Genomic DNA, 13,832 nt, shown 5'->3' with positions numbered 1-13,832 from the left:
ATCCGAAACGCTGCTGGCGATCGAACACCTGCGCGCCGGATATGGCGAGACCGAAGTGCTGCGCGGCATCGACCTTATTGTGAAGGCCGGCGAAATCGTCACCGTGCTCGGCTCCAACGGCGTCGGCAAATCGACCCTCAACCGCACCGTTTCCGGCATCGTTCGGGCGCAGGGTGGCAGCATTCGTTTCGCTGGCGAAGCCATCGAACGTGAGAAGCCGCCCGCCATTGTGGCGCGGGGCTTGATTCATGTCCCGGAAGGCCGGCGCATCTTTCCCAATCTGACGGTGCGGGAAAATCTCGATCTCGGCTCGTACGCCCGCGCCAAGCCGCGCCGGGCGCAGAACCGCGAGCGCGTCTTCGCCATTTTCCCGCGTCTGCGCGAACGCATGTCGCAACACGCCGGCACCCTGTCCGGCGGCGAGCAGCAGATGCTGGCAATCGGGCGCGGCCTGATGGCCGAGCCGAAGCTGCTAATTCTTGACGAACCGTCGCTCGGTCTGTCGCCGCTTTTGGTCGAGGAGCTGTTCGCGCTGATCAAGCGCATTCATGCGGAGGGCGTCGCCATCCTCTTGGTCGAGCAGAACGTTGTCGAAAGCCTCGAGGTCGCCGACCGCGCCTATATTCTTGCCGACGGGCAATTCGCCATGTCCGGCACGGCTGCCGAAATCGCCGCCGATCCGGAACTCAAACGCACTTACCTGGGACTATGATGCATGACTGAGAAGAACCTGCGCGCGCGCCTCGCGAGCCCACCGATCCTGGTGGCGCCGGGCGTCTATGATCCGCTGACGGCGCTCATCGCCGTTCAAGCCGGCTTTGAAGCGCTGTATGTGTCGGGTGCGGCCATCGCCTACACCAAGCTCGGTCGGCCCGATATCGGTCTGGTCAGCCTGAGTGAAGTCGTGGACACGGTGACACTGATCCGCGACCGCGTCGATGCTTACCTCGTGGTCGATGCCGACACCGGTTATGGCAATGCGCTCAATGTCGAGCGCACGGTGCGTCTGCTCGAGCGTGCCGGCGCCAGCGCCATCCAGCTCGAGGATCAGGATTTCCCTAAGCGCTGCGGCCATCTCGACGACAAGGCGCTGATCCCGGCGCTTGAAATGGCCGGCAAGATCAAGGCTGCGGTCGATGCGCGGCAATCGCGCAACACCTTGATCATCGCCCGCACCGATGCGGTGGCGGTTGAAGGTTTCGACAACGCTGTCGAGCGCGTCGCCACCTATCGCGAAGCCGGCGCCGACATGCTGTTCATCGAGGCGCCGCGCGAGCGCGGCGAACTTGCCCGCGTCGTCGATCGCGTCGGTAAAGGCCTGCCGCTGATGGCCAATATGGTCGAAGGCGGCAAGACGCCGATCGTTCCGGCAGCGGAGCTCGAGAAGATTGGGTTTTCCTTTGTGATCTTCCCGGGCGGCATCGTGCGCGCCATCGCCAAGGCGGCGCAGGAGTTCTATGCGACGATCAAGGCCGACGGAACGACCGATGCGTTTCGATCGAAGATGTTCGACTTCAACGCACTCAACGGTCTGATCGGCACGCCGGAGACACTCGAGCGTGGCCAGTGGTACGCCGACTACAAGCCGGGCAAGAACTGATGCGCACGCTCGATCCGGTCACGCTTGCCGTGCTCAACGGCCGTCTCGTCCAGATTGCCGACGAGATGGACGCAACGCTTTTTCGTTCGGCCTTCAACCCGATCATCGCCGAGGCGCATGACGCCTGCCACGGGCTCTATCACGCCGAAACCGGCGCGACCCTGGTGCAGGGCACTTCCGGTCTGCCGATCTTTGTCGGCGCCATGGCATTCGCCGTGAAGGCGGTGATCGACAAGGCCAGGGCGCAGGCCGACCTGGAAGAAGGCGACACTTATCTGTTCAATGACCCCTACGACGGCGGCACGCATCTCAATGACTTCCGCCTGGTGCGGCCGGTGATGCGCGGCGGCAAGGTGTTCGCCTGGCTGGCCTCCGTCGGCCACTGGCTCGATGTCGGCGGCAACGTGCCGGGCAACTTCAATGCCAAGGCGACCGAGAGCTTCCAGGAAGGCTTCCGTGTTCCGCCGGTGAAGATCGTGCGCGCCGGCGTGTTCCAGCAGGATGTCGCCGACATCCTCGCCGCCAATTCGCGCGTGCCGCAATCGAACTGGGGCGACCTGAACGGCCAGCTCAACGCCCTGCATCTGGGCGAACAGCGGGTTCATGCGCTGCTCGATGAGTATGGTGACGATACGGTCGCTGCTGCCATGCGCGCGCTGTCGGATCGCGCCGAGGCGCTGATGCGCGCGAATATCGCGGCGCTGCCGGATGGCACTTATTCTTATGACGACTTCCTCGACAATGACGGCATCACCGACGAGCCGCTGCGCATCGCGCTCGACCTGACCATCGCCGGTGACCGCATGACGCTCGATTTCTCGCGTTCGGCGCCGCCGTGCCGCGGCCCGCTGAATATCGCGCGCTCGACCGCGGTCGCTTGCTGTTATGTGGCGCTCAAGCACCTGTTCACCGACGTGCCGGCCAATGCCGGGTGCCTGGCGCCGATCGAGTTCGTCATTCCCGACACGACGCTGCTCGGCGTCTCGGCGCCGAAGCCGGTCGGCGGTTACACCGAGACCATTTTGCGCGTGATCGACACCGTGTTCGGCGCCTTCGCCAAGGCGGCGCCGGAGCGCGCCAATGGTAGCCCGTATGCGACCATCAATGCGCTGTCGCTGGCCGGCTGGCGCAAGGACAACAAGCGCTGGGTAATGTTCTGCTTCTTCGGCGGCGGCTTGGGGGGCAATCCGGAAGGCGACGGCCTCAATCACGGCAACAACCCAATCTCGACCGCGACCATTCCGCCGGCGGAGATCCTGGAGTCGCTCTATCCGGTCATGTTCACGCAGTGGGCCTTGCGCCCGGATTCGGCCGGTCCGGGCTTCAACCGCGGCGGTTGCGGCGCGATCTACGAAATCGAGGCGCTGAACGAAGGCGACACCGACGTGTTCCTGCTCGGCGAGCGCGGCAAGTTTCCGCCATTCGGCGTCAATGGTGGCAAGAGCGCCGCACTCAACCGCTTCTTCTTCGATAGCGATAGCGGGGAGCGCTCGCCTGACCTCGTCTCCAAGATCACCGACGTGCGCATCGCATGTGGCCAGCGCGTGCGGCTGGAGACGCCCGGTGGCGGCGGTTTCGGCGATCCATTGACGCGCGAACCGGCCCGTGTCGCCCGCGACGTCGCGCTCGGCTACGTGTCGCGTGACAAAGCGGCCAGCGATTACGGCGTGGCGATTGACGACGACGGTAAAGTGGATGAAGGCGCGACGAAGATGCTGCGCGGAAAGGCTCCCGCGTGAGTGAGAAGATGAGCGACAAGCGAGCGATCGTCGGCGTCGATGTCGGCGGCACCTTCACCGACCTGTTCCTGTTCGACGAGGCGGCGCGCGCCTTCCGCACTGCCAAGGTGCCGTCGAATCGCGGTAACGAAGCCGCGGGCTTCATGCAGGGCTTGGAAGCGCTCGGCGACGTATCGAGTTTCGGCTCCATCGTGCACGGCACCACGGTCGGCACCAACATGCTGCTCGAGCGCAAGGGCACGCGCGTCGGTGTCATCACCACGCGCGGCTTCCGCGACGTGCTGGAAATGCGCCGCCGCGACCGCCGTCAGACCTGGGGCCTGTGGGGCAATTTTACGCCGATCGCCGATCGCGACCTGCGGCTCGAGGTCGATGAGCGCACGCTCGCCGACGGCACCATCCGCACCGCGGTCGATGTCGAGGCGGTGCGCAAGGCCGTGGCAGAGCTGAAGGCGAAGGGCGCGCAGGCGCTCGCCATCATCTTCATCAACGCCTATGCCAATGCCAAAAACGAGAAGCGGGCTTTCGAGGCGGCGCAGGCAGTGTGGCACAACGAGCATGTCTCGGCCTCGCATCAGGTGTTGCCGGAGATCCGCGAGTTCGAACGCGCCTCGACCACCGGTCTCAACGCCTATCTGCAGCCCGGCGTCGCCGCTTATCTCGCGCGACTGGAGCAGGCGCTCGACGGCAACAATTTCAAGGGCACGTTCCACATCGTGCAGTCGAACGGCGGCGTGATGTCGACCAAGACGGCGCGACGTTTGCCGGTGCGCACGGCTTTGTCGGGTCCCGCGGCCGGCGTCATCGCCGCGGCGGCGATCGCTCGCGCTGCCGGCCACGACAACATCATCACCGGCGATCTCGGCGGCACCTCGTTCGACGTGTCGCTGGTCGCCGGCGGCAAACCGTCGCTGGCAGCGCAGACCACCATCGATTTCGGCATGGTCATCCGCACGCCGATGATCGAGATCACCACCATCGGCGCCGGCGGCGGCTCCATCGCCTGGGTCGACCGTGGCGGATTGTTGCAGGTTGGGCCGGAAAGCGCCGGCTCGGTGCCGGGCCCGGTGTGTTACGGGCAGGGCAATGAGCGGCCGACGCTCACCGACGCCCATGTCGTGCTCGGCCGTATCAACGCCGCGCGCCCGATCGGCGGCAAGCTCGCCTCGCTCGATGTCGAGGCCGCCAAGCGCGCCATCGACAAACATGTGGCGCAGCCATTGAAGATCGATGTGATGGCGGCCGCGGAAGCCATCGTCCGCGTGGCCGATGCGCGCATGGCCGGCGCCATTCGCCTGGTCTCCATCGAGCGCGGTCACGATCCGGCGAAGTTCGTCGCCATGCCATTCGGCGGTGGCGGCGCGCTGCATGTCGGCGCGCTGGTGAAGGAGATCGGGCTGAAGGGTGCTTTGGTGCCGCGCTTTCCGGGCGTCACCTCGGCGCTCGGTTGCGTCATCGCCGATCTGCGCCACGATCAGGTGCAGACCGTCAATCTGATGGTCGACGGACTCGACATCGTTGCGCTCGACCGGCGCATGGTCACCGCCGGCAAGGAAGCCAAGGCGGTGGTGGACGCCGCCGGCATTGCCGTCGAGCGTGTCGATGTGCTGTTCGAACTCGACATGCACTATCTCGGCCAGACCCACACGGTGGCGGTACCGCTGCCGGTAACGCTCGGAGCCGATGGCACCGGAATCACCGAAGCCACGATCCGCGCCGCCTTCGACAAGACCTACGAGGCCGCCTTCAGCCGGCTGCTGCCGGGCATTCCCACCCGCATTGTCTCGCTGCGCACCGCGGCGGTCGGCCGCCGCCCGGCCTTCGATCTCACGGCCTTCGCGCCGGGCGCCGACGCTTCTCTCGACAAGGCGGCAAAGGGGACGCGCCCGGTGTTTCACGGCGGCGCGTGGCACGATACGAAAGTGTGGGCGCGGCTCGATCTGCCGGCAGGCGGCGTGATCGAAGGACCGGCGGTGCTGGAGCAGCCGGACGCTACCATCTTCATCGATCCCGATCTCAAGGGCCGGGTCGATGCGCTCGGCAATCTGGTCGTGGAGCGCAAGTGAGGAGTTTTGCCATGAACCTCCCGACGACGGCGCTGCTGCTGGTCGATCTGCAGAACGACTTCATCCATCCGAACGGTGCCTATGCGCGGGGCGGCGCCGTCAGCGCCGAGGCCGCTGCCTTGCCGACGAAACTGAAGCCCCTGGCCGATGCGCTGCGCGCCAAGGGCGGCGTGGTCGGCGGCACCATGTTCACGCTGGTGCCCGGCCGTGGCGGCGAGCCGATGATCTCGCCGCATCTAAAGAAGCTGCGGCCGTTCCTGCGCAAGGGCGACTTCCTGCCCGGCTCGTGGGGGCAGCAGGTGATCGATGAGTTGCAGCCGCTCGACTTCACCGTTGAGAAACTGGCTTACTCGGCTTTCTACATGAGCCGCCTCGATTGGCTGCTGCGCAAGTTCGGCGTCGAGCGGCTGATCGTCGGCGGCATCGTCACCAATGGCGGTGTCGCCTCCACGGTGCGCGACGCGCATGTCCGCGACATCGACGTCACCGTGCTGGAAGACGGCTGCGCGGCGCCGACGCCGGCTTTGCACAAGGCCGCGATCGAGGGCCTGCGCCCGGTCGCCGACATCGCCATCATCGCCGAGGTGCTCAAGAGTATCGGATGAGCCGGGTCCTGCCGCCGCGTGCGACGTTCGACGCCGAGGTGCCGCTGATCATCATCGGCGCCGGCGCGGCAGGTTTGTGCGCAGCGCTGGCGGCGAAGGAGGCGGGCGCCGAGCCAATCGTCATCGAGCGCGATGCCGTGCCGGCTGGCTCGACGGCGCTGTCGGCGGGTTTGATCCCGGCGGCGGCCACGCGCTTTCAGCGCGAGAAGGGCATCGAGGACAGCGCCGCGCTGTTTGCTGAAGATATCCAGCGCAAGGCCCATGGCGAGAACGACGCCGCGCTGGTCGACGTAGTGGCGCGTGAAGCGGGCCCGACCGTCGAATGGCTGGCCGATGCCTACGGCCTGCCTTTCGATGTCATCGACAATTTCAATTATCCGGGCCATTCGGCCATGCGCATGCATGGCCTCCCGACGCGTTCGGGCGCGGAATTGATCGACCGGCTGCGCAGCGCGGCGGAAGCCGCCGATGTCACCATTCTCAGCGAGAGCCGCGTTGAAACACTCTTCGCGGACGAGCAGGGCCGCATGCGCGGCGTTGAACTGATACGCGCCGATGGTGGGCGCGAAACCATCGGCTGCGATGCACTCGTTCTCGCCTGCAACGGCTATGGTGGCAACGCGGTGCTGGTGCGCGAACTGATACCGGAGATGGCCGATGCTCTGTATTTTGGCCATCCCGGCAATCAGGGCGATGCCGTGCTGTGGGGCCGCGCGCTCGGCGCGCAGCTTTCGCATTTGTCGGCCTATCAGGGTCACGGTTCGGTGGCGACGCCGCATAACATCCTGATCACCTGGGCGGTGGTCGCCGAAGGCGGTTTCCAGGTGAATACGCAGGGTCGCCGCTTCAGCAACGAGACGCACGGCTATTCCGAACAGGCGGCCGAGGTACTACGCCAGCCCGGCGAGATCGCGTTCGACGTGTTCGATGCTCGCATTGCCGACATCGCCCGGCAGTTCGAGGATTTCCGCGCTGCAGAGAAAGGCGGCGCTTTGCTGACGGCCGACACGCTCGACGAGCTTGCCGCGCGCATGCGCGTGCCGGCGGAGGCGCTGCTCGCTGAGTATAATGAGACCGAAGAACTGAAAGCCCGCAACGGCACCGATCGCTTCGGCCGTGAGTTTTCGGACAAGCAGGCGCTCAAGCCGCCGTTCCATGCGGTGAAGGTCACCGGTGCGTTGTTTCACACCCAGGGCGGGCTTGTCGTGAACAGCGATGCCTGCGTTAGGCGCGCGGATGGCAGCCTCTTTCCCAACCTGTTCGCCGCCGGCGGCGCCGCGGCCGGCGTATCCGGCAACACCGCGGCCGGCTACCTGTCCGGCAACGGACTGCTGACGGCGACGACGCTCGGCCGCCTGGCCGGGACCGCGGCGGCCCGGCAGGTGGCTACGAACCGCCCAGGGTGACCAAAAGCCATCATCTTCTGGGCGACGCGATGTCGCGCCGCGCGGGGATCAGGACCGCTGCGCGCTCATGAAGCGGGCCAAGGCGGCGTTGGCGACTTCAAGATCCTGTTCGCCCGTGCCGGACCCGACGCCGATGCCGCCGATAACCTGACCGTCAACGACGATCGGCGCACCGCCCTTGATATTGACCATGTCGCCGTTGGTCGCCAGCGCCAGCTTGAGGTCGATCGAAGGGTCCAGCCCGCCGGTCGGCTTGCCGGTCGAAGCCGCGGTCATGGCCTTGCGCTGCGCCGACTGAATGCTGAGCACGCGCGATCCGGTCATGCGGAAGAAGGCCACGAGGTTGCAGCCTTCGTCGACGATGGCGATACATTGCGGCACGCCCATGTTGTGCGCGTGTTCGATCGCCGCATCGAGCAGGATGCGTGCGCCTTGGTCGGTGAGTTTGATCGCCTGCCGTGTGGTCGTCATGTTCCGGGCCCGGTCTTCTAGTCGTCGTTGCGCGGCTCGGTCGCGGGACTGCGCCGGCCGCCTGCGTAATATCAGCGACATGCCGGATTGCTCCAGCGCGGTCAATGCGGTCGCTGCAAGGCACCGGTTGGACTGAGCGCATCGGCCTGCGGTCGGGAAAGCATAACGTGCTCGCACAGCCGCGAACTCAGCAGAAAGTGACGCCGGCGGGCCTGCGTCAACATCCGCTGCGGCCGCTTCGCGACATCATGCCGTTCCGCCCTGGAGGACATGATGAGCATTGCCGCGCGTCTGAGCGACCCGTCGCTGTTTCGAGAGCAGGGCTTTGTCGGCGGGGAATGGTGCGGGGCCGCCACCGGCGCCACACTGGCGGTCGTCGATCCGGCGACGGGGGAGGCGATCGGCACGGTGCCGGCGATGGGGCGTGCCGAAACACAGGCCGCCATTCAGACCGCCGAAAGAGCCTTCGCCGGTTGGCGTGCTTTGCCCAATGTCGAACGTGGCCGACTGGTCGCGACCTGGCACGATTTGATGCTGGCCAACATCGAGGACCTGGCGACGATCATGACGATCGAGCAGGGCAAGCCGCTGGCCGAAGCGCGCGGCGAGGTGCGCTACGCGGCCGGCTTTCTGAAATGGTTCGCGGAGGAATCCTGCCGGGTGTACGGCGACACCATTCCGGCGCCGACCGGCGACCGCCGTATCATCGTCCTCAAGGAACCTGTCGGCGTTGCCGCCGCGATCACGCCGTGGAATTTCCCAGCGGCGATGATCACGCGAAAGGCAGGGCCGGCGCTTGCCGCCGGATGCCCCATCATCATCAAGCCATCGGAGTTGACGCCCTATTCGGCCTTGGCGCTCGCGGTGCTCGCCGAGCGTGCCGGCCTTCCGAAAGGCGTCGTCAGCGTGCTGACCGGGATGCCGCAGGAGATTGGCGGCGAACTGACGTCGAATATCGGCGTGCGCAAGCTGTCCTTCACCGGATCGACGCGCGTCGGCCAGCTGTTGATGCAGCAATGTGCCAGCACGATGAAACGCGTCAGCTTTGAACTCGGCGGCAACGCGCCCTTTCTGATTTTCGACGACGCCGATGTCGATCTTGCCGTCGCAGGGTTGATGGCGAGCAAATTCCGCAACAGCGGCCAGACCTGCGTCTGCGCCAACCGCGTCCTGGTGCAGGATGGCATCTATGATCGCTTTGCCGACAAGCTCTCCGCAGCGGTCTCCAGGCTCGTCGTTGGCAACGGGCTGGAAGACGGCGTCACCATCGGTCCGCTGATCAACAAGGCCGCGGTCGAGAAGGTGGATCGCCATATCGACGACGCTCGCGCCAAGGGCGCGGTGGTGCTGGCGAGCGCCAGGGCTGCTCAGGGCGAGCTGTTTGCAGCGCCGACGGTTCTCGGTGGTGCCAATGTCGATATGGCGCTGGCGAGCGAAGAAACCTTCGGGCCGGTGGCGCCGCTGTTTCGCTTCCGCGACGAGAGCGAAGCGGTCGAGATCGCCAATGCCACGCCCTATGGCCTTGCCTCGTATTTCTTCACCAGCGATCTCAACCGCGCCTGGCGCGTTACCGAGAAGCTCGAATTCGGCATGGTCGGGCTGAATACGGGATCGGTCTCGATCGAGGCTGCGCCATTCGGCGGCGTCAAACAATCGGGCATCGGACGCGAAGGCTCGAAATACGGAATCGAGGAATATCTGTCGATCAAGGCGTTCCACATCGGCGGGATGGCCTGAACAAGAACCGTGTCTCGGCTAGATCGCCAACAACGCGCCCAGCGGCAGCGCACTCTTCACGATCGGCGATTTCAGCACTACATAGCTGAAGTATGTCTTGATGCCGATGTTTCGGCACAACAGCGATTCCATGCGCTCCTGATAATGCGCGATGCTGGGCGCCAGGAAGCGCAGGAGATAATCATAGCCGCCACTGATCAGATGGCACTCGATCAACTCATTGACGTCGCGGATATTCGCCTCGAACTTGGTAAAGTCGTCGATACGGTGGTCGACCAGAGTCACTTCGGTGAACACCGTGACGCTGTCGGTGAGTTTGGCGAGGTTGATGCGTGCGCTGTAGCCGGAAATGTAGCCGGCACTCTCCAATCGCTTGACCCGCTGCAGGCAGGGGCTCGGCGACAGGCCGACCTTCTCTGCGAGCTTGAGATTCGTTTGCGCCCCGTTCAGTTGCAACTGCACGAGAATGTTGAGATCGATGCGGTCGAGTTTCGGATGTCCGGCCATGGTGCCTGCCTCGCCGGGCAACAGCGCTCAAGCGTGTTCGAGCTCTTTCTTCATGTCCTCCATGTCCTGGAAGCGGTCGGCCAGCCGCGGATGCGCACGGCTGTTGTCGGCGGCACCGATGGCGACCATCACCTCGTCGGCGCCGGGAGCGTCGGGAATTTGAAACTGCGCCGTCAGGAAGTGCGAGCGCTTGCCGGTCTCCGACTTGTGGATCATGGGCAGCGACAGGAGCGCGCCGGGAGCATTTCGCGTGTTGGCGAAGCTCAGGTAGGTCGTGCCTTTCACCGCCTCGCGGAACATGTTTCCGAAACGCAGGGTGTGGATGAGGGCCGAGGCGTGCTCGATCTCGCCGTTGCTGCCGACCGCGGCGGCCTTGCCATAGGCTTCGACTTGCTCGGCCGGCATGACACCGACCAGCCGTCGTGTCAGCTCGCGCCCGAGATCCGGTGCGATCCGCAGGATCTCGGGGCGCAAATCCTCGACGAAGCCCTTGCCCGCCCAGGGGTTGCGCAGCACCGCGGCCACCACCACGAAACGCACCGGTCTTGGCGCGGACTTGCCGCCTTCGATGAAGGTCTCCTCGATGAAGGTCGAGATTTTGCGCAGGCCGTAGTCCATGGGGTGTCCACCTGTGGTTTGGCGAGTAGGGGCGAGGCTAGCGGCGCCCGTCCGGCCTCGTCTTCCCTCGGAATGGGGGAAGAAACTGTTTGAACGACCTACGAGGCGGCGTAAGGTTGCTCGCGGCCAGAGGGAAATGTGATGCCGGATCAGATGTCGCGCCTGAGTTCGCTGCGCGATGTTGCCAGCCAGATCGATTCTGGCGGTGATCTCGACAGTCTGCTGCGGGGTCTGGTGCTGGCCGCCTGTGAACACGGCGGCTGGGCTTTGGGCTCGATCATGGCCATCGACGCGCCGCATGGTGAGGCGCATGTCGTGGTTCGGCACGATCCGACGTTGCTGCGCCGGCCGCTGGTGAACCGTTGGGAATTGGCGACGAGTCCGGCATTGATTGCGCTTCAGCGCAACGAACCGGTTTACATTCGCGATGCGCGCGCATCGGACGAGTTTCCTGGATATCGGAAAGAGGCGTTCGAGCGCGACTACCGTACGGTCCTGGTCTTGCCGATGAGTTCGGTCGACAGCGAAGGCCGACCGATGGTGTTGAATGTGATCTCCCGCGACCTCAAGGAGGTCTCGGACGATGACATCGCCTTCATGAGCATCATTGTTCATCTGGGCGGCATCGCGGTTGCGCGCGAGCATCGCCTGCGGGCCCAGCGGCAGGCCGCCGAGCAGTTGCAGAACGCGCTGCAGACCCAAACCGCACTGCTGCACGAGGTTCTCTCCGGCGGATCGACCGCCGCGCTCGCAACGACGCTCGCCGGGCTGTTGCCGGATGCCGTCGCTGTCGTGGATTTCGCCGGCAACACCATCGCGGCGAGCCGGTCGCCGGCGCCTCAGCAGATCGACGACGCCGATTGGCAGCGTGCGCTCAGCGGTCAGATCGGGACGCAGCTTGCCGCGGCGGCGCGAGACGCGTTGGCCGCGGGGAGGGAGGAGGCGCAGACCCTCCGCCTCGACGACGGCAACCATCGTTTGCAGCTCTCCGCCCGCGCCGTGGCGCTGAAGGTTGACGGGCAGGCGGTAGGCGCCCTGGTGATATTCCCCGGGGCGCTGATCGCCGATAGCGATCTTCATCGTCTCATGCTGGACAGCGTGACGTTCGCCCTCAGCGTTCAGATGATGCGCAGTGTCATACGCTTTCGTTTCGAGACGCGGACTTTGACGGAGCTGTTCTTCGAGATCGTCGAGCGACGCTGGCGCGATGTCGACGACGTCGTCCAGCGGGGCCGCCGGCTTGGCCTGGCGCTCGGCGCGCCGGCGCGGATGATCGTGGTCGATTTTCCGGACACGCCGGGACTGCCGGCCGATATCGGGACCGATTGCCATCATGCGGTGACGCGGGTGGCGCGGCAGCTCAACATTCCGGCCAGCGTCGTCGCCGTCGGCGGCGGCCTCGTATGCTTCGTGCCGGAGGAGAAACAGGGCGAGCAGGAACGCGCGGCCCGGCTGGCGCGACGCGTGGTCGAGGCGTTGCGCCACAACTTCAAGCGCGAGCCGATCGTGGTGCTCGGCGGCGTCTGCGAGGAACTCGAGAGCTACTCCAAGGAATGGGAGCGCTGCTGGCGCATGATCCGCATCGCCCGTTCTTTCGGCCGCTATGGGGTGCTGTCGGCCTTCGACTTCGGGCCAATGCCGATGCTCATCGGCGCAGCGGAGTCGGCCGATGTCCGCAATTTCGTCGATGGCTCCATCGGCGCCGTGATCGCGCATGACCGGGAGCACGACACGCCCTATCTGGAGACGCTCGCTGCATATGTGCGCGAGGGCTGCCGGGCACAGGCCTGCGCCGACGCGATGGGGCTCCACGTCACGACACTGCGTTATCGACTCTCGCGTATTCAGGCTCTCTTCGGCATCGATCCGGAAACCGCGGACAACCGTTTCGCTATCGAACTCGCTATTCGGCTGCACGGCGTTATCGAAAACGGCAGCGCTCCATCGCGGTAGCTCGTGCCACGACCCTCCTATGGGTAGCGGAAAGATTTGGTCTCTTCGTCCTGTCTTTCATAGGAAGCCTAGAGCCTCGCACCAGGCCTAACCTCTGATCGGTTCCTGCTCTGATCAAGGTAAGGCGAAATGCTCGCGCCTGGAGAAAAGACGGCCAGCTCAGTCGACACGGTAGCGCTGCGCCGCGCCTTTGGCACTTTCGTCACCGGGGTCACCGTCATTACCACCCGCGATGCCACCGGCGCGCCGCGCGGCATGACCGCCAATTCCTTCACCTCGGTATCGCTCGATCCGCCGCTGCTGCTGGTCTGCGTCGGTAAGAGCGCCCACAGCTTCGGCGCTTTCAACAATTCGGACTCTTTTGCCGTCAACCTGTTGCACGAAGCGCAGACCGACGTCTCGAACCTGTTCGCCTCGAAGTCGGCGACCAAATTCGACATGGTCGATCACGACCGCGTTCACACCGGCGCGCCGATCCTCGTGAATTGCCTGACCTGGTTCGACTGCACGGTGCACAACCGCGTCGATGCCGGCGACCATGTCGTGCTGATCGGGGAAGTCAAAGCCTTCGGCACCAGCCCGAGCGCGCCGCTCGGTTTCTGCCGCGGCCGCTACGCCAATGTGAAAGATCCGCTGCCGCCCGGTTGGCTCGAGTCGCACGACATGATCGTCGGCTATCTCATCGAGGCCGACGGGCAGTTGCTGCTGCGTGAGGACGGCAAAGGCGGCTGGGCGCTGCCGAGCGCGCGGCGGCGCGTCGCCGACACCGAACTGAAGCTCGACGGCGGCGAGGCGCTGACGCTGGTGCCGGACGCCACCTTTCTCTATTCCGTGTTTGACGTCAGCGACAACGATCCTGGTTACCTGATCTATCGCGCGCGGCTTGCGCACGGCTCCGCTTCGGTGGCGCTCCCGGCCGGATTGAAATTCTTCCCCATAGCCGAACTGCCTTACGACGCCATTCCAACGCGCGAGATCAGCTCCATGCTGCGGCGCTATGCGCGCGAAAGCGCCGACAAGCGCTTTGGCATCTACATGGGGTCGGATGACGGCGGCCGTCTCGCCATGGTCGGCGAGGCACAACCCTGGGCCAGTCTGCCCAACAACTGAGTAAGCCGAGCGACCAGATG

At 65.2% G+C, this 13,832-nt stretch carries 12 protein-coding genes; 9 read left to right on the top strand and 3 right to left on the bottom strand.

Annotated features, from left to right (window positions below; all coding sequences use genetic code 11):
- Nucleotides 1-10 precede the first annotated feature (10 nt).
- From ASD45_RS12545 to ASD45_RS12520, 6 genes are read left to right on the top strand one after another with little or no spacing between them, the layout of a single operon-like run.
- Nucleotides 11-712 (top strand): ABC transporter ATP-binding protein, encoded by a 702-nt coding sequence (locus ASD45_RS12545; RefSeq protein WP_056912757.1) that lies wholly within the window; start codon nucleotides 11-13, stop codon nucleotides 710-712.
- Between the two features lie 3 nt (nucleotides 713-715).
- Entirely contained in the window at nucleotides 716-1,600 is an 885-nt protein-coding gene (locus ASD45_RS12540; protein ID WP_056911786.1) for an isocitrate lyase/PEP mutase family protein, read from the top strand.
- Entirely contained in the window at nucleotides 1,600-3,339 is a 1,740-nt protein-coding gene (locus ASD45_RS12535) for a hydantoinase B/oxoprolinase family protein (RefSeq protein WP_056911785.1), read from the top strand. The genes ASD45_RS12540 and ASD45_RS12535 overlap by 1 nt, the downstream gene beginning before the upstream one ends.
- Nucleotides 3,340-3,347: 8 nt before the next feature.
- Nucleotides 3,348-5,405 (top strand): hydantoinase/oxoprolinase family protein, encoded by a 2,058-nt coding sequence (locus ASD45_RS12530; RefSeq protein WP_056911784.1) that lies wholly within the window; start codon nucleotides 3,348-3,350, stop codon nucleotides 5,403-5,405.
- An 11-nt stretch (nucleotides 5,406-5,416) separates the two neighbouring features.
- On the top strand, nucleotides 5,417-6,010 hold the full coding sequence (locus tag ASD45_RS12525) for a cysteine hydrolase (protein WP_056911783.1): 594 nt from the start codon (nucleotides 5,417-5,419) through the stop codon (nucleotides 6,008-6,010).
- Nucleotides 6,007-7,416, top strand: a complete 1,410-nt coding sequence (locus ASD45_RS12520; RefSeq protein ID WP_056911782.1) for an FAD-dependent oxidoreductase — start codon at nucleotides 6,007-6,009, stop codon at nucleotides 7,414-7,416. Before ASD45_RS12525 ends, ASD45_RS12520 begins: the two co-directional genes overlap by 4 nt.
- A 48-nt stretch (nucleotides 7,417-7,464) precedes the next feature.
- On the opposite strand, the gene ASD45_RS12515 is transcribed toward ASD45_RS12520, so the two are convergent.
- Entirely contained in the window at nucleotides 7,465-7,887 is a 423-nt protein-coding gene (locus tag ASD45_RS12515) for a heme-binding protein (RefSeq protein ID WP_056911781.1), read from the bottom strand.
- A gap of 273 nt (nucleotides 7,888-8,160) precedes the next feature.
- Between ASD45_RS12515 and ASD45_RS12510 the strand changes: the two genes are divergently transcribed.
- Nucleotides 8,161-9,624, top strand: coding sequence for an NAD-dependent succinate-semialdehyde dehydrogenase (locus tag ASD45_RS12510; protein WP_056912756.1), 1,464 nt, complete (start codon nucleotides 8,161-8,163; stop codon nucleotides 9,622-9,624).
- 18 nt (nucleotides 9,625-9,642) lie between these two features.
- On the opposite strand, the gene ASD45_RS12505 is transcribed toward ASD45_RS12510, so the two are convergent.
- Nucleotides 9,643-10,131 carry a winged helix-turn-helix transcriptional regulator gene (locus tag ASD45_RS12505; protein ID WP_056912755.1) on the bottom strand — a complete coding sequence of 163 codons (489 nt, stop codon included), beginning with the start codon at nucleotides 10,129-10,131 and terminating at the stop codon, nucleotides 9,643-9,645.
- Between the two features lie 27 nt (nucleotides 10,132-10,158).
- Nucleotides 10,159-10,749 (bottom strand): amino acid synthesis family protein, encoded by a 591-nt coding sequence (locus ASD45_RS12500; protein WP_056911780.1) that lies wholly within the window; start codon nucleotides 10,747-10,749, stop codon nucleotides 10,159-10,161.
- A 141-nt stretch (nucleotides 10,750-10,890) separates the two neighbouring features.
- On the opposite strand from ASD45_RS12500, the gene ASD45_RS12495 reads away from it, so the two are divergent.
- Complete coding sequence (locus ASD45_RS12495; RefSeq protein WP_056911779.1) at nucleotides 10,891-12,702, top strand: helix-turn-helix domain-containing protein; 1,812 nt, start codon at nucleotides 10,891-10,893, stop codon at nucleotides 12,700-12,702.
- Between the two features lie 129 nt (nucleotides 12,703-12,831).
- Nucleotides 12,832-13,812, top strand: coding sequence for a flavin reductase (locus tag ASD45_RS12490; protein ID WP_056911778.1), 981 nt, complete (start codon nucleotides 12,832-12,834; stop codon nucleotides 13,810-13,812).
- Nucleotides 13,813-13,832 lie beyond the last annotated feature (20 nt).

Source organism: Pseudolabrys sp. Root1462 (genome assembly GCF_001426945.1).
Taxonomy (GTDB): Bacteria; Pseudomonadota; Alphaproteobacteria; order Rhizobiales; family Xanthobacteraceae; genus Pseudolabrys.
The sequence above is the reverse complement of the archived record's forward strand: the minus strand, read 5'-3'. Positions and strand labels throughout refer to the sequence as shown.

Bases quoted from the DNA above. Each gene is read 5' to 3' on its own strand.
- ASD45_RS12540 (WP_056911786.1), top strand. From the start codon at position 716: ATGACTGAGAAGAACCTGCGCGCGCGCCTCGCGAGCCCACCGATCCTG.
- ASD45_RS12535 (WP_056911785.1), top strand. From the start codon at position 1,600: ATGCGCACGCTCGATCCGGTCACGCTTGCCGTGCTCAACGGCCGTCTC.
- ASD45_RS12530 (WP_056911784.1), top strand. From the start codon at position 3,348: ATGAGCGACAAGCGAGCGATCGTCGGCGTCGATGTCGGCGGCACCTTC.
- ASD45_RS12525 (WP_056911783.1), top strand. From the start codon at position 5,417: ATGAACCTCCCGACGACGGCGCTGCTGCTGGTCGATCTGCAGAACGAC.
- ASD45_RS12520 (WP_056911782.1), top strand. From the start codon at position 6,007: ATGAGCCGGGTCCTGCCGCCGCGTGCGACGTTCGACGCCGAGGTGCCG.
- ASD45_RS12515 (WP_056911781.1), bottom strand. From the start codon at position 7,887: ATGACGACCACACGGCAGGCGATCAAACTCACCGACCAAGGCGCACGC.
- ASD45_RS12510 (WP_056912756.1), top strand. From the start codon at position 8,161: ATGAGCATTGCCGCGCGTCTGAGCGACCCGTCGCTGTTTCGAGAGCAG.
- ASD45_RS12505 (WP_056912755.1), bottom strand. From the start codon at position 10,131: ATGGCCGGACATCCGAAACTCGACCGCATCGATCTCAACATTCTCGTG.
- ASD45_RS12500 (WP_056911780.1), bottom strand. From the start codon at position 10,749: ATGGACTACGGCCTGCGCAAAATCTCGACCTTCATCGAGGAGACCTTC.
- ASD45_RS12495 (WP_056911779.1), top strand. From the start codon at position 10,891: ATGCCGGATCAGATGTCGCGCCTGAGTTCGCTGCGCGATGTTGCCAGC.
- ASD45_RS12490 (WP_056911778.1), top strand. From the start codon at position 12,832: ATGCTCGCGCCTGGAGAAAAGACGGCCAGCTCAGTCGACACGGTAGCG.